Annotated in this window: 21 protein-coding genes; all 21 read left to right on the forward strand. The window is 34.1% G+C overall.

Translation table 11 applies throughout. From position 1 onward, the window contains the following. Positions 1–47: 47 nt before the first annotated feature. On the forward strand, positions 48–1169 hold the full coding sequence (locus HMPREF2767_RS04335) for a THUMP domain-containing class I SAM-dependent RNA methyltransferase (protein WP_070622727.1): 1122 nt from the start codon (positions 48–50) through the stop codon (positions 1167–1169). Then, positions 1169–4525, forward strand: coding sequence for a dynamin family protein (locus HMPREF2767_RS04340; protein WP_070622728.1), 3357 nt, complete (start codon positions 1169–1171; stop codon positions 4523–4525). Before HMPREF2767_RS04335 ends, HMPREF2767_RS04340 begins: the two co-directional genes overlap by 1 nt. Continuing rightward, positions 4512–5360, forward strand: a complete 849-nt coding sequence (locus tag HMPREF2767_RS04345) for a sulfurtransferase (protein WP_068130105.1) — start codon at positions 4512–4514, stop codon at positions 5358–5360. Before HMPREF2767_RS04340 ends, HMPREF2767_RS04345 begins: the two co-directional genes overlap by 14 nt. Further along, entirely contained in the window at positions 5350–6222 is an 873-nt protein-coding gene (locus HMPREF2767_RS04350; protein ID WP_070622729.1) for a 5'-3' exonuclease, read from the forward strand. The genes HMPREF2767_RS04345 and HMPREF2767_RS04350 overlap by 11 nt, the downstream gene beginning before the upstream one ends. Further along, positions 6222–6614, forward strand: a complete 393-nt coding sequence (locus HMPREF2767_RS04355; RefSeq protein ID WP_070622730.1) for a ribonuclease HI family protein — start codon at positions 6222–6224, stop codon at positions 6612–6614. Before HMPREF2767_RS04350 ends, HMPREF2767_RS04355 begins: the two co-directional genes overlap by 1 nt. A gap of 62 nt (positions 6615–6676) precedes the next feature. Continuing rightward, the gene (locus HMPREF2767_RS08860; RefSeq protein ID WP_238315990.1) at positions 6677–6946 is read left to right on the forward strand and encodes a NifU N-terminal domain-containing protein; all 270 of its coding nucleotides are present in this window, start codon (positions 6677–6679) and stop codon (positions 6944–6946) included. A gap of 35 nt (positions 6947–6981) precedes the next feature. Then, the gene (locus HMPREF2767_RS04360; RefSeq protein ID WP_246828764.1) at positions 6982–7779 is read left to right on the forward strand and encodes a virulence factor; all 798 of its coding nucleotides are present in this window, start codon (positions 6982–6984) and stop codon (positions 7777–7779) included. Then, on the forward strand, positions 7779–8216 hold the full coding sequence (locus HMPREF2767_RS04365) for a BrxA/BrxB family bacilliredoxin (protein WP_068130097.1): 438 nt from the start codon (positions 7779–7781) through the stop codon (positions 8214–8216). Before HMPREF2767_RS04360 ends, HMPREF2767_RS04365 begins: the two co-directional genes overlap by 1 nt. 200 nt (positions 8217–8416) lie before the next feature. Then, entirely contained in the window at positions 8417–9370 is a 954-nt protein-coding gene (locus tag HMPREF2767_RS04370) for a thymidylate synthase (RefSeq protein ID WP_070622731.1), read from the forward strand. Between the two features lie 9 nt (positions 9371–9379). Beyond that, positions 9380–9865, forward strand: coding sequence for a dihydrofolate reductase (locus HMPREF2767_RS04375; RefSeq protein WP_070622732.1), 486 nt, complete (start codon positions 9380–9382; stop codon positions 9863–9865). Continuing rightward, a complete protein-coding gene (locus tag HMPREF2767_RS04380; RefSeq protein WP_070622733.1) occupies positions 9858–10409 on the forward strand; it encodes a DUF2140 family protein in 552 nt (183 codons plus the stop codon). Before HMPREF2767_RS04375 ends, HMPREF2767_RS04380 begins: the two co-directional genes overlap by 8 nt. A gap of 12 nt (positions 10410–10421) precedes the next feature. Continuing rightward, positions 10422–10943 (forward strand): peptide-methionine (S)-S-oxide reductase MsrA, encoded by a 522-nt coding sequence (gene msrA, locus HMPREF2767_RS04385; RefSeq protein WP_070622734.1) that lies wholly within the window; start codon positions 10422–10424, stop codon positions 10941–10943. After that, positions 10943–11362, forward strand: coding sequence for a peptide-methionine (R)-S-oxide reductase MsrB (gene msrB, locus HMPREF2767_RS04390; protein WP_068130080.1), 420 nt, complete (start codon positions 10943–10945; stop codon positions 11360–11362). Before msrA ends, msrB begins: the two co-directional genes overlap by 1 nt. A 4-nt stretch (positions 11363–11366) precedes the next feature. After that, the gene (locus tag HMPREF2767_RS04395) at positions 11367–11588 is read left to right on the forward strand and encodes a YozE family protein (protein ID WP_068130076.1); all 222 of its coding nucleotides are present in this window, start codon (positions 11367–11369) and stop codon (positions 11586–11588) included. Positions 11589–11598: 10 nt separating this feature from the next. Then, a complete protein-coding gene (gene deoD / locus HMPREF2767_RS04400; protein ID WP_068130073.1) occupies positions 11599–12315 on the forward strand; it encodes a purine-nucleoside phosphorylase in 717 nt (238 codons plus the stop codon). 21 nt (positions 12316–12336) lie between these two features. Then, complete coding sequence (locus HMPREF2767_RS04405; protein WP_070622735.1) at positions 12337–13881, forward strand: S41 family peptidase; 1545 nt, start codon at positions 12337–12339, stop codon at positions 13879–13881. A 60-nt stretch (positions 13882–13941) separates the two neighbouring features. Beyond that, on the forward strand, positions 13942–15012 hold the full coding sequence (locus HMPREF2767_RS04410) for an undecaprenyldiphospho-muramoylpentapeptide beta-N-acetylglucosaminyltransferase (RefSeq protein ID WP_070622736.1): 1071 nt from the start codon (positions 13942–13944) through the stop codon (positions 15010–15012). A gap of 2 nt (positions 15013–15014) precedes the next feature. Further along, positions 15015–15632, forward strand: coding sequence for a phosphatase PAP2 family protein (locus HMPREF2767_RS04415; RefSeq protein WP_040928105.1), 618 nt, complete (start codon positions 15015–15017; stop codon positions 15630–15632). 21 nt (positions 15633–15653) lie between these two features. Continuing rightward, on the forward strand, positions 15654–16277 hold the full coding sequence (locus HMPREF2767_RS04420) for a GNAT family N-acetyltransferase (protein ID WP_083286822.1): 624 nt from the start codon (positions 15654–15656) through the stop codon (positions 16275–16277). 97 nt (positions 16278–16374) lie between these two features. Further along, entirely contained in the window at positions 16375–17043 is a 669-nt protein-coding gene (locus HMPREF2767_RS04425; RefSeq protein WP_068130063.1) for a response regulator transcription factor, read from the forward strand. A 23-nt stretch (positions 17044–17066) separates the two neighbouring features. Next, entirely contained in the window at positions 17067–18392 is a 1326-nt protein-coding gene (locus HMPREF2767_RS04430; RefSeq protein WP_246827349.1) for a sensor histidine kinase, read from the forward strand. Positions 18393–18468: the final 76 nt, after the last annotated feature.

The raw sequence follows: 18468 nt of genomic DNA on the forward strand, positions 1-18468 counted from the left end.
AGTCTTTTTTTAAATATGTATAAACACAATATAAAGGGATGCGTAATATGAAATTTAAATTTTTAGCGAATACGCCAATGGGACTTGAGCGTGTTGTTGCAAATGAAATCGAGTCACTCGGGCTTGAGACGACTTTAGAAAATGGACGCGTATATTTTTCAGGCGATGAAAAAACAATTGTCGAAACGAACTTAAAATTACGAACAGCAGAACGTATCCGTATTATCATTGGGGATTTTAAAGTCACGACGTTTGATGGTCTCTTTGAAGCTGTCAAAGATTTACCATGGTCAGATATTTTAGGCCCTGATGCGAATTTCCCTGTGACAGGTCGCTCACATAAATCAACGTTATATTCTGTACCTGACGTACAGCGTATTACTAAAAAAGCAATTGTTGAACATTTAAAAGAAGCATTTAAGCTCGATGGTAAATTACCTGAAACAGGTGCGCGTTATAAAGTAGACATTAATATATTAAAAGACAGAGCATTACTCACAATTGATACGTCAGGAGATGCGTTACATAAACGCGGGTATAGAGTTCTTCAAGGTGACGCACCGATTAAAGAAACTCTTGCTGCAGCGATGTTGCAACTCGCTAACTATACTGGTGAAAACCCGTTAGTTGATCCATTTTCTGGATCTGGAACATTCGCGATTGAAGCGGCGATGATCGCTAAAAACATTGCACCTGGTTCAAATCGAACATTTGACGCAGAAAAATGGGACATTATCCCTGAAGAATTATGGTCAGATATAAGAAATCAATGTGAAAATGACGCTCTTTACGATAAAGATGTCGAAATATATGCGAGTGATATCGACGAACGAATGATTGAAGTATCAAAGCAAAATGCAGATGAAGTCGGATTGTTAGAAGAAATACAATTCAGCGTAAAAGATGTCCATGATATTGACCATTTAAAAAATCATACACAAATCGTCACAAACCCTCCTTACGGTGAACGTATCGGAGAGGCTAAAGCAGTCGAAGATATGTACCGCAAAATCGGACAATTAATGGAGCAAAATGATACGTTAAACGTTTATTTAATGACGTCTAATAAAGAATTTGAAATCATTATTGGAAAACGTGCAACACATAGAAGGAAATTATTTAACGGCTATATTGAAACAACTTATTATCAGTACTGGGGTAAAAAGTAATGGTAAACGATGATACTTTAAATATTTTATATAAGATTCGAAAAGAAATTAGTAAATCTAACAACAAACAACTTTTGTCAGAAATCGATTATACGATTAAAAAAGTTTATGATGACTTATTTGTCGTGTCGTTTATCGGACATTTCTCTGCCGGGAAATCGAGTTTAATTAACTATTTATTAGAAGATGAAGTGTTGCCTTCTTCTCCGATTCCTACGACGAGTAAAACAGTGCAAATAGAAATCTGCGATGAGACACGTGCGCGTGTCTATATTGATAAAAATCACTACGTTAAACTTAATGACTTAAGCGAAGTAAAACAAATTAACAAAAAAGACGTTGAGATTGAATACGTTAAAATTATGCATGATAGTAAAAAATACAATGATACGTTCGTGTTTCAAGATACTCCAGGAGTGGATTCAAAAACATCAGCACACGAAGAAAGTACGCATAAATTTTTACTCAACTCAGACTATGTATTTTTTACAGTAGAGTATAACCATGTCGAAAGTGAATCAAATTTATCATTTTTAGAAGAAATCGCATCTTATAATATTCCGTTTTCTTTAATCGTCAACCAAATCGATAAACACGACGATAGTGAATTATCATACGATACGTTCATTAATCGCTTAAAGTCGACGTTATCAAACCACAACATTCATCCAGAACATATATTTACTACGTCGATTTACGGCACACCATACCGTCAAAACGATCAATTAGAATCATTTTTAAAAGAATTAGACGATTCAAGAGCGTCGTTTAAAAAGCTGTATCATGAACGAATCATTCAAAATATCGAGCAAAAGCATATCGAATATTTAGATGATCAGTTAAATAGTTTAGACGTAGATTCAGAAATAGATTCAGATCTAAAAACACATATCCATTATTTACTAGAAGAAAAACAAGCACACGATGCGTCACATATTAAAAGTGATATTCATAAATTAACTGAATACGTCGATGCGCATGCGAAAGATATTGTAAGTAATAGTTACTTATTCCCACATGACGTAAAGGATAGTATACGAGAGTTCTTCAAAATCAGTACTGGGGACGTACAAGTAAAAGGCTTATTTGGGAAAAAGAAAAAGTTACAAGCGATGAAAGAAGATCAAGTAAAGATTGTGCATCAACTGATGCAAGACGTTATTGATCGTCAAATTAATACGCAAATCAATGACTTGTTTTTAGAGCTTAAAATCTCTTCAAACGAATACTTTAAATATGAGTATCACGACGCTTTACTTACAGATTATGAAATCGTTGAAAGTAATGAGAAAATTTTAGATGTCTATTTAGGAGAATTAAAACAAACGATTTCTAAAGAAGTAAGAAATCTCCTTAAAGTATTTATAAAGCAATTAGATATTAAAGTTTATGATGTTAAAGCAGATAATACGGTAGACGAAGAATTAAATCGTTACAAAAAAGCACTTCAACTCGCTGAGTTAAAATCTGTATTTTTATCTGGTAGCTACAAACATTTATATACGCATGTCGAAGATGAATTAAAAGCATTAAATGAGAACATTGAATTGTCACTCGATACGATAAAAGATTTAACAGAGAAAAAAGAAGACGTTGTGAGTTATGACTTTAAATCAACAGCATTAGATACAGAAAAATTTTATAGCATTACTGATTTAATCAAAGAGTCAAATAACTATCGACATATTTATAAATTATTAACGAATAAACTTAACCGTTTAAAGCATAACGAAGCGAATATCAGTGTATTCGGTGGATTTAGCGCAGGGAAAAGCACTTTTATCAACGCTTTATTAAAAGAAAAACTTCTTACGACAAGCCCTAATCCAACAACCGCTTCAATTACTGAGATTAGTAACAGCGATAAAAGTTATATTCAATATAAATCTGAGGAATCAATCGTTGAATTGTTAGAATCCGTCACTGGAAAGAGCAATTTATCGTTAGATGACCAGGTCAAACATTTAAATAAAATGGATGTGCCGAAATTATTTGTACCACTTAAAAATGGTGTGAATGAAAATTTAGAGACGTATCGACCACTATTCGGTCAAAAGATCGAAACGACTCGAGAAGACATTGATTATAAAACGAGTGAAGACAGACATGCGATATTTATCGATAAAGCGTTTATTGGCCATCATGCACCGTTATTAAATCAATTTACGATTATCGACTCACCAGGTATTAACTCAATAAACGAACGTCATACACAAGAAACTCACCAAATAATTGCAAATAGTGACTTAATCATTTACGTATCGTATTTCAACCATGTGTTTACACAGTCTGATGCGCAGTTTTTAAAGTATATTCAATCGATTAAAGGAAAAGAGTTTCCGTTATCGGTCGTTATTAACGCTGTTGACTTAGCAAAAAATGATAAAGAAATTGAAGACGTTGAAGCGTATATGCATCAGTCACTAAACCAATTAAAAATTCAACATCAGATTTATGGTGTTTCAAGTAAATCTGCATTAGAACATGAAGATGCATCATTTGAAGCAGTGAAGTTATCATTTTTAAAAGATGCAGAAAATAAATCAAAAGAATTACTTGCACTATCTATTGATGAAAATATTAAGCAGTTTATCGAATTACTAAAATCAAATATTAAACAATTCAATGAAGGTGAGTCGTATATAAACACTCTTAAAGAAAACCGTCAAAATACGTCTCATTTGTTAAATGACTTTACAGCACATACGGTCAAAAATGAAACAGTGAATGAAATCGAAAATTTATTTGCATTCATACGAAAGCAACTAGAGCTTAAATTGTATGATTATCTATCATCTAATATTTCGATGAACGACGTTTCTAAAAAAATGTTAAGTGCAAATCGTCAGTTAATTAAAAACGATATTGAGCAGTATGTAACGATTGAAAGTAATACAATTATCAACAACGTGTATAGATTTATCGATGATTTAGTAAATCAACATATCAATGATTTTAATGTTAAACTGAGAGCAAGCAACGTTGTAGACACGCTACAATATCCAAAAGTAGAACAGCATCAAGTAAAAGTTTCAGTAGATGACAGACAGGTGAACGCGGAATTAAAACGCTTCGAAAAATCTGTTAAAACGCATAAACAACTGAGAGAGCAATTATTAGAAGTGAGTAAAACGATTGTAGATTCTATTCAATTAGACGCACTAAAAGATAACGTCATTCAAAATGCGACGTATTATTTTAATGATATCGATCATAAGTTGTTAGAAGATAAAACTAGAGTATTACAGATGTTAAATACACCAATCGAAGCACCAGATGAAGTAATGTACAAAGAAAGTATCGATTTATTAAACGAAATACATTCAATTGTAGGTGAAGAAAATGACAATCATTAATGAAAAAGAGCTACTAGAATTAGACCCTTCCACATTATTACTTGTCGACACGAGAAACGTTATGGGGAACGAAGAGAAGACAAAAGAATTAGTACTTAATGATCCGGTTGAGAATACGATTCACATTCAAGAGAATCCATTTATCGTTGAAGCGGATGGCCATAACAATGGGAGAAGCCCTATACCAACAGCAGGTGTCGTAAAAGGATTATATGATGCATTAAGTCAACCAGGTAAAGAAATTGTATTGTTTGCGAACGACAACAGTTTCTTTCATACACGTTTATATGTTGTTTTTAAACTATATGGCTATGAAACGACGCTATATATCGGTAGTTTAGGTGTGCTAAAAGAAGTTGCGAAAAAAGTTGAATATAATGACGTAACACTACCAACTGTATTTGAAGATGTTGATCAATTACCTGATGAATCTTTATATGCGACGTTTGAAAATGTTAAAAACAGCATAAAAGATCCGAAGCATTTATTAATAGATGTACGTGAACGTTCGCGTTATCTCGGTGAGGGAGATAACATGGATAGTAAAAGTGGTCATATTCCGACAGCCGTTAACATTCCAAATACGACACTATTTAAAAACGGTACGATGTCGTTAGACGTCTTACATGATGAATTAAAAGACATTAAAAAGTTTGATTCAGTGACTGTCTCTTGTGGGTCAGGAATGAGTGCAACACCGATGTTTACGTTTTTACATGAAAATGGCATTCCCGTAAAATTATATGGTGGTAGTTTTTCTGAGTGGATTCGTGAAGATGAACCGATTGTCACGAAAGAAACGACGCTAAAGGAACGTGTATTAAATATTGAGTAAATTATTAATTGTCGACGGAATGGCTCTGTTATTCCGTCACTTCTTTGCAACAAGTTTTAGTAAACAATTTTTTTATAACAGCTGTGATCTACCAACAAATGGTGTACAAGGGACAATTCGTCATATTTATAAAGCAATTGAGATCATTCAACCTGAAAAAGTAATCATTACGTGGGATATGGGGAGTGAGACAGTTCGAACAGAGTGGTATGAAGATTATAAATCTAATCGACCAGCACCACCAGAAGAACTCGTTCCTCAATTTGATTTAGTGAAAGATGTACTTGCCGAGCTTGATTTATATCAAGTTGGGTTAAAAGGGTATGAAGCAGACGACCTCATCGGAACGATTACAAAACACTATGATGATTCGGTGATTATTTCTGGAGATAAAGACCTTTTACAAGTCATTAATGACGATAACGAGTTATGGCTAACGAAAAAAGGATATACAGAATACGATATATATAATCTAAACCGTTTTACTGAAGAATTTTCAATTACACCACATCAATTTATCGATGTAAAAGCGTTAATGGGAGATAGTGGTGACGGATATTTTGGCGTCACTGGTATTGGTGAAAAGACCGCGTTAAAACTCATCCAAAAACACCAGTCCTTAGACCATTTACTAGAAAATTTAGACACCTTAACAAAACGTCAAAAAGAAAACATTTTAAAAGACTACGACCATTTAATACTCAGCCGACGACTCGCTGAAATTATTACGGATGTTCCGATAAATGTTAACGATGTGATTCAGTATAGTGATTATACATTTAATCTTGACCGTACGTTACAAGTGCTCGATAAATACGACTTAACAATCGCTAAACGTTACGTAGAAGGGTTAGATTTATAATGGCAACGGTACACATCGATGCAGCAACACGTCAACATCCTCACGTTTCTGTTGGAGCAGTGATCATCAAAAATGAAACTACACACGAATTTACGTCAGTTTTTCATCATATTGATAATAACGAAGCAGAGTGGGCGACGTTAATCTTTGCACTTGAAAAGTGTATTGAATTGAATATCAAACAAGCTATTATATATACCGATTCACAAATTGTTGTCGATTCAATTGAAAAACGTTTCGCAAAAGATCCGCGCTTTAAACAATATTTAACATCATACGTTAATTACGAGTCTAAATTTGATTTATTATTAGTTTCTTTTATCACACGTGAGCACAATAAACACGCAGATCATCTCGCTAAAACTGAGCTATATAAATATTTAAACAAATAAAATTAAAAAACATTTCTTAAAATAGTATAATGACTGTAATACGTAAAATAAGGAGAAAGTATATGAATATTATCAAAATCGAACCAACACCAAACCCAAATACGATGAAAGTTGTTTTAGATGAGCAAAAACCAGATATGAAATCTTCAACACATAAAGAAGTAAGTCCAGAAAATCCAGACTTCATCAACCGTGTACTTGAAATCGATGAAGTGACTAGCGTATTTTACGCTCTAGATTTCATATCTGTAGATAAAGATCCACGAGCAGAGTGGGACGTTGTAATTCCTAAAATTGAAGCTCAATTTGAAGGACAAGATACAAAAAAGTAATTGCGCACGTCGACGAACATTTTGGAGAAGTAAAAGTGGAATTACTAACATTTAAAGAAATTCCTTATCAAATTAAACTTAATGATGGCGAAGTGAGAGAAGCGTTAAACGATGACTTTTTAAACGCTGTAGAATCTGCCACACTCCCTGAAGACAATATTATATTTAGTAGAAAATGGGAGTCTATCGGATACTATTATGGTGAACTTAATGACGTTCTAACTGAAGTAAAAGAAGAAATCGGTGCACTTTATACAAAAGAGCGTCTGACTAATCTTGTAAAGGCTGCTAAAGAAAATAAACAACCAGAACCAAAACGCTATTTTAAAATTGATTTAGATACTTTCAAGCAAGAAGAGGATTGGAAGAAGAGACTCTATTATTTAAATCACTTTGATACACCGGATGAAGGCGATTATGAAATCTTATCATACGCACTAAACGATTCAAAAGTACAAATTCGTCGTATGGCAGTTTCACTTCTAGCAATGATTGAAAAAGAGAAAACTTTAAATTATTTAAAGCAGGCGCTCCAAGATAAATCCGTGACTGTTCGTAGAACTGCAGGAGATGCATATAGTGATCTTGGTCTTAAGTCTGGTTTAAAAGATATGTATCCGTTACTCGATGATAAAAGTCCAATCGTTCGTTGGCGTGCAGCGATGTTTGTATATGAAGTCGGTGACGATTCTAGTCTTCCATTTTTATATCAATATAGAGAAGATTCATCATACGAATGTAAATTGCAAAAAGAACTTGCGATTTCAAGAATTGAAGAAGGCGAAAGAGCACTTGGAAGTGTCTGGAAACAAATGGAAAAGAGGAAACAATAATGAATCCATATGAAGCATATATGAATGAACTTGTTGATGCTTATAGAAAAGACCTAACAAAATACAATTTTGAAGAATTCACAACTAAAGAAGCGGTCAAAGACTTTATGGACAATGTAAATGACGATGAGACGACTTTCGTTGTTATCAATAGTATGTGTGGATGTGCAGCAGGACTTGCACGACCAGCAGCACGTACAGTCGCGTTACAAAACCCAAATACACCAGATCATTTAGTAACTGTTTTTGCGGGACAAGATAAAGAAGCAACTGAAGAAATGAGAACATATATTGGTCAGGAACCTTCGAGCCCATCAATGGCACTATTTAAAGGTAAAGAGTTAAAATACTTCTTACCGAGAATGTTTATTGAGGGCAGAGAAATTGAAGATATTATGATGGATTTAAAAGACGTCTTTGACGAGTATTGTCAATAAAAAAGGAAAGCACTGATTATGCTTTCCTTTTTAGTCTATTAATTAGTATTATTCAAAAATACACATCGAAATCATGTAAAGTGAAAGTAATACTAATCCAGTAAACATTACTGCTTCCATCCGGAACACTCCTTCGTTTGAAGTATATATGATTACTTATATTATATTAAAAATACCGAATAAAAGAAAGGAAGATTTTAATGAACACTTTCGATCAAGCGTATCACGACTTACTACAACATGTGTTAGATAAAGGAACAACTAAAGATGACCGCACAGGAACGGGTACAATTTCAACTTTCGGATATCAAATGCGTTTTGACTTAAGTAAAGGTTTTCCGTTACTAACGACAAAACGTACTTCGTTTAAATTGATTGCGACAGAGCTCATTTGGTTTATGCGCGGAGATACGAATATTAAATACTTGCTACAGTATAACAACAACATTTGGAACGAATGGGCATTTAAACGTTTTGTTGAATCTGAAGATTATCATGGCGAAGATATGACAGATTTTGGTCGACGTGCGTTAAAGGATAAAGCTTTCAATGAAGTCTATCAGCAAGAAATGGAAAAATATAAAGAACGCATTTTAACAGATGATGTCTTCGCAAAAAAATATGGTGAACTTGGTAATGTATATGGTAAACAATGGAGAGATTGGATTGGTCCAAATGGAGAGTCTGTTGACCAACTACAGAACTTGATTGATTCAATTAAGAATACTCCATACTCTAGACGTCATATCGTCTCAGCATGGAATCCTGCAGAAATTGAAACGATGGCATTACCGCCATGTCATACGCTGTTTCAGTTTTACGTAAACGATGGTAAGTTAAGTCTACAACTATACCAAAGAAGCGCGGACGTATTTTTAGGAGTTCCATTTAACATCGCGTCATACAGTCTATTATTGTTACTCGTCGCAAGAGAAACAGGACTAGAAGTCGGTGAATTTGTTCATACTTTTGGTGACGTTCATATTTATCAAAATCATATCGAAGCAGTTGAGACTCAACTATCTAGAGATGGGTTTGATGCACCAACTGTTAAAATAAACACAGATAAATCTATGTTCGATTTAGAATATGAGGACTTTGAACTCGTTGATTATAAAAGTCATAAAAGCATTAAAGCACCAATTGCGGTCTAAAGGAGAAAAATAATGTTATCGTTAATAGTAGCATATGCAAATCAAAACGTTATCGGATTTAAAGGCGACATGCCGTGGCGCTTACCACATGATTTAAAACGATTAAAGCAAATTACAACAGGACATACAATCGTCATGGGTCGAACGACGTATGAGTCACTTGGTAGACCATTACCGAATAGAAAAAATGTCGTCTTAACGAGTCAAGATATAGATGATGACGGTGTTGAGATTATTCGTAGTCTCGATGAAATCAAATCTTTAGACGGTAAAGTATTTGTATTCGGTGGTAGCAAATTATACGATGCAATGATCGATGATGTTGAAGAGATGTACGTCACTGAAATTTATGAATCATTTGTTGGAGATACTTTCTTCCCGGAATATGACAAAAATGATTTTGAATTAGTTTCAAGAGAAGATTATGACGTTTCAGAAGAAGTAAATTATCCGTACGCATATTTACATTACGTAAAGAAGGATTCTTATGAATAATATTTGGAAACTTTTATTTATAATATTATTTTCAATTAATGCAATAATTATTGGGACAATTGGATATAAGGTAATAACGTTACCAGATTATGACCAATTAAGTGAGCCTTCCGCACAGTCAAAAGATTCTAATATACAAGTCGTTGCCAACAACGAAACAATTGAAAAAATTATCAATGACAACATAGACGATAATATGTACGTCAATGTTTCAACAAGTGGCATCGAAATTGAAACGTTATATTCTGTTTTAAACTTCGATGTTCCAGTGAACGTTTCAATTGAACCACTTGTAAAAGACGATCAGATTATTTTACAATTAAAAGATATTGATATCGCAAGATTTTCAGTCAGCTTAGATTTAATATATGATACACTTAAAAACCATGTAACATTAGATAATGGCATGGAATTTAGTGATGATGCACCAGAGATTATTATCGATTCAAAAGTTTTTAAACAACAACTTGAATACGACGTTACTATCGATGAAATTGATTATAAAAATGATAAGTGGTATTTTTCAGTTGATGGATTATTTTAGAGGAGTGATATGATGGCAAAAGCGACATTAGCAGGTGGTTGTTTTTGGTGTTTAGTTAAACCATTCGACCAATACGATGGTGTAAATTCAGTAACAAGTGGCTACTCAAACGGCCACAAAGAAAATCCGACATATGAAGAGGTTGGATCTGGTACAACAGGTCATACAGAAGCGGTACAAATTGATTTTGATCCAGATGTTATTTCATACCGTGAAATTTTAAAAGTATTCTTTAAAACATTTGACCCAACAGATAATGATGGACAATTCGGTGACCGTGGATCGATGTATATGCCTGCTGTCTTTTATCATGATGACACTCAAAAAGAAGAAGCAGAGAAATATATCGATGAATTAAACGATTCAAAAGTATTTAACGATCCTGTGATTACACCTGTGTTACCGTATAAGAACTTTTATGCAGCAGAAGATTATCATCAAGATTTTTATAAGAAAAACAGTGCACATTATAATGCGTTTTATAAAGGTTCTGGTCGTAAAGGGTTTATTGAGAAACATTGGAGTGAAAACTAATGAAAAAAGACATTTCTGAACTTACTGAAATGGAATATCACGTCATGAAAGAAAATGGTACTGAACCACCGTTTCAAAATGAGTATGATCAGCACACTGAAGCGGGTATATACGTCGATAAATTATCCGGTCAAGCATTGTTTAGTTCGACGGATAAATATGATGCTGGATGTGGTTGGCCATCATTTACACGTACAATCGATGAATCTGTCTCTGAACATTTTGATGATTCATTTGGAATGCGTCGTATTGAAGTACGTAGCGATACGTCTGATTCACATTTAGGTCATGTATTTAATGATGGCCCTGTCGAATCAGGGGGAATGAGATATTGTATTAACTCTGCTGCATTAACTTTTATTCCAAAAGAAGAGTTAAAAGATACAGATTACGAAAAGTATTTAACATTGTTTGAGTGATACTATGAAAAGTTATTCTTTTTATCAGTTTATGAAAACAAAAGTCGGTGAAAAGAGTGAAAGCGGAGTGTTCGCTACACACGTAGTGAATGATTTAGATTTCCCCAAATTTTCTACTGACTATAATAATATTTCAGACTATTTAGAAAAAACACCATACGACGGTGCGTCATTACACACGTTTGATACTTTATTTGAAGAATATGAAAATTGGTTAAAATATTAGGAGGATGAACATGAGCATTCATATTGGTGCAAAACAAGGCGACATTGCAGAAACTATTTTACTACCAGGAGATCCGTTACGTGCAAAATACATTGCAGAAACATTTTTAGAAGATGTTACACAATTTAATGAAGTAAGAAACATGTTCGGTTTTACTGGAACATATAAAGGAAAAAGAATTTCTGTTATGGGTACAGGAATGGGAATTCCTTCTATCTCTATTTATGTCCATGAGTTAATGCGTGATTACGGAGTTAAAAACTTAATTCGTGTTGGTACTTGTGGTGCGATTAAAGAAGATATTAATGTACGTGATTTAATTATCGCTCAAAGTGCATCGACTGATTCTAGTCAAAACACGAAATTATTTAATAATATCAGTTATGCACCGACTTCAGACTTTGAATTACTCGCGTCCGCTTACAATGAAGCAACGAAACGCGGAACGAACGCGATTGTCGGTAACGTATTTACAGCTGATTCATTTTACGATGAAAAAGGAAACATCGAACAACTTGCAGAATACGGTGTACTTGCGTTAGAGATGGAGTCAAGCGCATTATTTACAATTGCTAAAAAATATAACGCAAGAGCGCTGAGTATTTTAACAGTATCTGACCACGTAATAACAGGTGAGGAAACTTCAGCAATGGAAAGACAGACGACATTTAATGAGATGATTGAAATTGCATTAGATGCAGCTCTTCCATTTGCAGAATCATTGTAATATTAGAAATTAGGTGAAACTGTGAACAACGAAATACCAAAAAGTAGTCATCGTTTAAAAGTCAGTTTAAATATATTCTGGTTTATCGTCATCATACTAACGACGATTTTTCTCTCTGTATTAATTACCGCACTAAGTTTAGGTGGAAAAACGGAACGCGCAGTAAACGTCGGAACTGATACGAGACAAGAGTTCGTTAAATTATATAACGTGTACGACACTCTATCTTCAGAATATTATACAGACGTTGACAAAGAACATTTAATTGAATCTTCGATTAAAGGTATGGTGAATGGTTTAAACGATCCATATAGTGAATACATGCAAGTAGACGAAACAGCTGATTTTGAAGAATCAATTACCGGCGAATTTTACGGTATTGGTGCTGAAATTATGCAAGATGATCAAAACGTTATCGTCTCAAGTCCAATGAAAGGCTCGCCAGCGGAAAAAGCAGGCGTTCAGCCTGGAGATAAAATACTCGCAATTGACGGAGAGTCAATTAAAGGTTGGTCTTCACACGAAGCTGTTCAACTTATTCGTGGTGAAGAGGGTACGGATGTCACGTTAACGATTCAAAGAGGTTCTGACAAACCATTTGACCTTGTTATTACTCGTGAAAAAATTCATATCGATAGTGTCACTTCAGAAATTAAAGATGATGTTTCTCATATTAGTATCAATCGTTTCCAACAAGATACTGCGAAAGAATTAAAACTTGCGCTTGAGGATGCTAAAGAGAAAAAAGTTAAAGACGTCGTACTAGATTTTCGTTCAAACCCAGGTGGCCTATTAAACGAAGCTGTTGAGATGATTAATTTCTTCGTAGATAAAGGCGAACTCGTCTTATATCTCGAGCATAAAAATGGTGACCGTGAAGAGATATATGCTGAAAATGATCGATTAGTAAAAGAAGATGACTTTGACAACATCTATATTTTACTTAATGAAGGTTCAGCAAGTGCGAGTGAAGTATTTGCTGGAGCGATGCGAGATTTAACGAAAGCTGAAATCGTCGGTACGAAATCATTTGGTAAAGGTATCGTACAAAGAACTAGTGAATTCAAAGATCAATCATTAGTTAAATATACGAACACGAAATGGTTAACACCAAATGGCGACTGGATTCACGAAAAAGGTATCGAACCTGACTTTGTAATTAACAATCCAGATTTCTATCGAGTGAAGTTCTTAGATAGAGAAGATGCCTATATTGAAACACAAGAGAACGATGATATTATTACGATTAAAGTGATGTTAGAAGCGTTAGGTTATAACATAGAAACAATGGATAACGTCTTTGACGCTAATTTAACAGACGCTGTTAAAAATTATCAAAAAGACAATAACCTAGATGAAAATGGTATCGTTACAGGGGATACAACATCTCAATTAATGAAAGATATTCGTGAGCACATCCAAGATAATGACACTCAATACGATTATCTATTAGATTATATTAAAGGCGAAAAGTCTAAAGAAGATATTACAAAAGAAATGAAAGAAGAGTCTAAGTACATTCCTGTCGATGATTCTCGTAAACGTTCAAATCAAGACGATGAATAATTCATATAAACACCGTGCATATGCATGGTGTTTATCATTATTTAAAGAAAGAGGATACATATGAAATTAAAGGATGATGTAGTCGTATTAACAGGTGGAGGAACAATCGGGCATGTTATGCTCAATACGTTAATCGCACCAGAACTGTTAAATGATAACGTAAAGCCATATTATATCGGATCTAAAACAGGTATTGAAAAAGAAATTATCGAAAAATCCGGTATCGAATACTACAGCATTTCAAGTGGTAAGTTACGACGCTATTTATCATTTGAAAATATTAAAGATGTATTTAAGGTGACAAAAGGCATTTTTGATGCGAGACGTATATTAAAAAAGTTACAACCGAAATTCGTCTTTTCAAAAGGTGGTTTTGTGTCAGTACCAGTTGTACTGGCAGCTAAAAGTTTGAATATACCCGTCTATATTCATGAGTCAGATATTTCTCCAGGACTAGCGAATAAAATTGCTGGTAAATTTGCTAAAAAGATATTTGTCACTTTCGAAAAGACGTTAAACTTTGTCGATTCAAATAAATCTGAGTATGTAGGACCTGTCATTCGTGAAGAATTGCTACATGGTAGTAAAGAGATTGCAGAGAACATTACTGGACTAGATCCGAATAAACCGACAATTATGTTTATCGGAGGGAGTTTAGGGGCAAAATCTATAAACGATTTAGTGCATAACCATTTAGATACTTTTGTAGACCAATACCAAGTCATTCATATAACTGGTCCAGATAACATTCGTGAAGATATTAGTCATCCTAACTATCGTCAATATGAATTCGTTCAACATGAGCTCGCGCATTTTTATAAAATGTCCGACGTCGTTATTTCACGAAGTGGTGCTAACGTTATTTACGAATTACTACTCCTTAAGCAGCCGATGCTTTTAATCCCATTACCGTTATCTCAAAGTCGGGGAGACCAAATTGAAAATGCTGAGTATTTTAAAAGTAAAGGTTATGCTGAAACGATCGAAGATGAATCTATAACTCCAAAACGAATCATTGACATTATTAGGAAAATCGAAAATAATAAACTAGAATACATTAAAAATATGGAGACATTTACAGCGGGTATGACACCAAAACGCTTAACAGAACATCTACTTAAGGAGGAGTAAATATTAGTCGTGCAAAGAAAATATCATTGTTTATCGTATTTACTCTAATATTTGGTGTGATTGCAGTGTTTCACGAGTCACGTGTCGGTCGTTTTATCGACCGTGAAGTGTATGAGTTTATCTACGCTTCAGAAAGTTTTTTAACAACTGCATTATTTTTAGGGGTCACTCAACTCGGTGAAGTCATCTCAATGATTATTCTCTCAATCATTGTCATTGCGATTTTACTGTTATACAGAATGAACATTCACGCGTTGTTTTTGGTCGTCTCAATGTTAATGTCTAGCATTTTAATTCCTGTTCTGAAACATTCATTCGACAGAGAACGTCCAGCGTTCTTACGATTAATTGAAATTGGTGGATTTAGTTTCCCTAGCGGACACAGTCTCGGTTCTACCATATTTTTCGGAAGCTTGATGGTATTAATAAAACATACGAATTTAAATCATAAAGCTGTACTGTATGCACTTTGTGCTGTCGCAATTTTACTTATTTGCTCGTCACGCGTATATCTCGGTGTCCATTTTCCAACAGACGTTCTCGCAGGCATGGCGATCGGAGCGGCGACAGTTTCTTTAGTATCATGGATATTCCATGGAAAATTTAAAGATATAAAATAATTCATGAAGTAGGTGGATCTATTGATTACTCATTTATATGAATCAATCACACTTGAGAATGACAGAATTAAATTAATTCCGATGCAGTTGTCCCACGCAAAAGATTTACAAAAGGTAAACCATGAAAGTATATGGACGTATATGTTATATCAAGCAATCACTGAAGAGCAGATGACTGAATGGGTCTCAAGTGCAATAGATTCACGCAATAACATGCAGGCAATTCCATTTGTCGTCATTTTAAAATCAACAGATGAAGTGCTCGGTAGTACAAGAATTCAGCATATCGACTATGAACGACAAAGTTGTGAAATTGGTGCCAGTTGGTTTGGAACGAGTGCACAACGTACTTTTGTCAACTCTGACTCAAAGTTTTTACTGCTCGAATTTTGTTTTGAAGTAATGGGTATGATGCGTGTTCAAATTCGTGCTGATGAAAGAAATGTGCGTTCAAATAAAGCAATCGAGAGACTCGGATTTACAAAAGAAGGAGTTTTAAGAAAAGAACGTGCACTCCATGGCATACCTAGAAACTTAGTCGTATATTCAATAATTGATGATGAATGGCCAGAAGTGAAAAAGAACTTAATCATACGACAACAAAGCTATAGTAATGATACTCCAGGTAAAGTTTCTGGTGTGTAATAGAACTCCGGTTAAAGTTTTTGCTTTAATCGGAGTATTTTTTATGATAATTTTAGAGATAATATTCAAAATGATATAGTTAACTTGAGGTGAGACGATGCCAAACATTTTAGTTGTCGAAGATGAACAAAATTTAGCACGTTTTCTAGAGCTTGAACTCACTTATGAAGGCTATGACGTAGAAGTAACGTTCGACGGATTAAGTGGGCTAGAACATGCTTTAGACAAAGATTACGACTGTATATTACTCGATTTAATGTTGCCAGAGTTAAATGGATTAGAAGTATGTCGTAAAATTAGAAAAGAAAAAGACACACCAATTATTATGATTACAGCAAAAGATACAACATATGAAAAGGTAATTGGCTTAGATTATGGCGCAGACGATTATATCGTTAAACCATTTGAAATTGAAGAGCTACTCGCACGCATTCGCGTCATTATGAGACGCAGAAAAGTACACGAGTCGAATATATTAGAATCAAACGGTATAACAATTGATTTATCAGCATATAAAGTACTCGTCAATGAAACAGAACTAGACTTAACAAAAACAGAATTCGAATTATTACGATTACTCATTGAAAACGAGAATATTGTATTAAAACGTGAGACGATTCTAGATCAAATTTGGGGATACGATAACGAAGTTGAAACGAACGTCGTTGACGTTTACATTCGTTATTTACGAAATAAGCTCAAACAATATGACCTCGATAAAATTATCGAAACTGTTCGGGGTGTTGGGTATGTGATTCGAGAATGAAAACCTCTCTAAGATCAAGGTGGATGCGGTTAGCAATTTTGATAATCACGGGTTCTTTTATTATGTTCAGTACGTTCTTAATTTATGCAACGAGTATATATTTAAAAGATTTACAGTACCGTGCAGCTGATAGAAGTGCTGTTGAATTACATTCTTTGTATTCAACGACACCGATCAACGCGATTACTGAACGCGATATTTATACGAGTCTTTATGATAATCAAAAATTTGTACTCTTTACGATGAGCGGTGAAGAAGTGTACCGTTGGCCGAGTAAGGATCAGTCTTATAATGTACCACGTGAACAAATTATTAACCCGGATTTTTATCCGATGGAAATCAATGACAAAAAATATATCGTAAAAACTGTCATGATAGAATCAGAATATTGGAATGGATATATTGCAATCATTCACCCGATGCAAGAGTATTATACAATTTTACAAATGATAATTATTATCGCAACGATTATCGCATTTATGTCGATATCCGTGACATCTGTCATTAGTTACTTTATTTCTGGACAAATGGTACGTCCAATATACCGATTTACAAAGCAACTTCAGTACGTTGAAAATAATGGGTTTTCTGAACGTCTCGATTTACGAACGAATTTATCAGAAATTGATTACATGGTTGTTTCATTTAACAAAATGATGGATACACTTGAAGAGTCATTTAATCAGCAAAAGCAATTTGTAGAAGATGCATCACATGAACTACGTACGCCTCTACAGATCGTTCAAGGGCATTTAAATTTAATAAACCGATGGGGTAAAAATGATAAAGCGGTACTTGAAGAGTCACTTCAAATTTCTATCGATGAGATGGGGCGTATTACTAAATTAATTGAAGAATTGTTAGAGTTAACAAAAAATGAAAACAAACAAAAACTCGTCCTTGAGCCAATTGATTTAAACAATGAAATTATAAGTCGCGTCAATGCGATGAGGCAACTTCATCCGTCTTATACATTTACTACTGATTTAAAAGATGATTTATATTACGCTATAAGTCAGCATCAGTTTGAACAAATACTCGTTATCTTCCTAGATAATGCCGTAAAATACGATAATAAAAATAAATCAATTCATATCGTATCTAAACAAATGAGTAATAAAATTAAAATTGAAATATCTGACAAAGGAGTCGGGATTCCTAAAGAAGAGGTCAATAAAGTCTTCGACCGTTTTTATAGAGTCGATAAATCAAGAAGTCGTGAACTCGGTGGTAATGGACTTGGATTATCGATTGCTAAAAAAATTATTGAAGCAAACGGTGGAAACGTGTATATCACAAGTAAAATTAATGAAGGAACGACAATTCATATTGAATTTCCTTTAAAGTAAAATTATATCGCTTAAGACAGGTCATTTACTTTAAAGAATAGCTTTAAAATGGTAAACTTATAGCGAGTAACAAATA

Origin of the sequence: Nosocomiicoccus sp. HMSC067E10, from assembly GCF_001810835.1 — a bacterium.
Taxonomy (GTDB): domain Bacteria; phylum Bacillota; class Bacilli; order Staphylococcales; family Salinicoccaceae; genus Nosocomiicoccus; species Nosocomiicoccus ampullae_A.

What these genes read in the sequence shown, in the direction of transcription:
- HMPREF2767_RS04335 (WP_070622727.1), top strand. Translation starts at nt 48, where the DNA reads ATGAAATTTAAATTTTTAGCGAATACGCCAATGGGACTTGAGCGTGTT.
- HMPREF2767_RS04340 (WP_070622728.1), top strand. Translation starts at nt 1,169, where the DNA reads ATGGTAAACGATGATACTTTAAATATTTTATATAAGATTCGAAAAGAA.
- HMPREF2767_RS04345 (WP_068130105.1), top strand. Translation starts at nt 4,512, where the DNA reads ATGACAATCATTAATGAAAAAGAGCTACTAGAATTAGACCCTTCCACA.
- HMPREF2767_RS04355 (WP_070622730.1), top strand. Translation starts at nt 6,222, where the DNA reads ATGGCAACGGTACACATCGATGCAGCAACACGTCAACATCCTCACGTT.
- HMPREF2767_RS08860 (WP_238315990.1), top strand. Translation starts at nt 6,677, where the DNA reads ATGAATATTATCAAAATCGAACCAACACCAAACCCAAATACGATGAAA.
- HMPREF2767_RS04365 (WP_068130097.1), top strand. Translation starts at nt 7,779, where the DNA reads ATGAATCCATATGAAGCATATATGAATGAACTTGTTGATGCTTATAGA.
- HMPREF2767_RS04370 (WP_070622731.1), top strand. Translation starts at nt 8,417, where the DNA reads ATGAACACTTTCGATCAAGCGTATCACGACTTACTACAACATGTGTTA.
- HMPREF2767_RS04380 (WP_070622733.1), top strand. Translation starts at nt 9,858, where the DNA reads ATGAATAATATTTGGAAACTTTTATTTATAATATTATTTTCAATTAAT.
- msrA (WP_070622734.1), top strand. Translation starts at nt 10,422, where the DNA reads ATGGCAAAAGCGACATTAGCAGGTGGTTGTTTTTGGTGTTTAGTTAAA.
- msrB (WP_068130080.1), top strand. Translation starts at nt 10,943, where the DNA reads ATGAAAAAAGACATTTCTGAACTTACTGAAATGGAATATCACGTCATG.
- HMPREF2767_RS04395 (WP_068130076.1), top strand. Translation starts at nt 11,367, where the DNA reads ATGAAAAGTTATTCTTTTTATCAGTTTATGAAAACAAAAGTCGGTGAA.
- deoD (WP_068130073.1), top strand. Translation starts at nt 11,599, where the DNA reads ATGAGCATTCATATTGGTGCAAAACAAGGCGACATTGCAGAAACTATT.
- HMPREF2767_RS04410 (WP_070622736.1), top strand. Translation starts at nt 13,942, where the DNA reads ATGAAATTAAAGGATGATGTAGTCGTATTAACAGGTGGAGGAACAATC.
- HMPREF2767_RS04425 (WP_068130063.1), top strand. Translation starts at nt 16,375, where the DNA reads ATGCCAAACATTTTAGTTGTCGAAGATGAACAAAATTTAGCACGTTTT.
- HMPREF2767_RS04430 (WP_246827349.1), top strand. Translation starts at nt 17,067, where the DNA reads ATGCGGTTAGCAATTTTGATAATCACGGGTTCTTTTATTATGTTCAGT.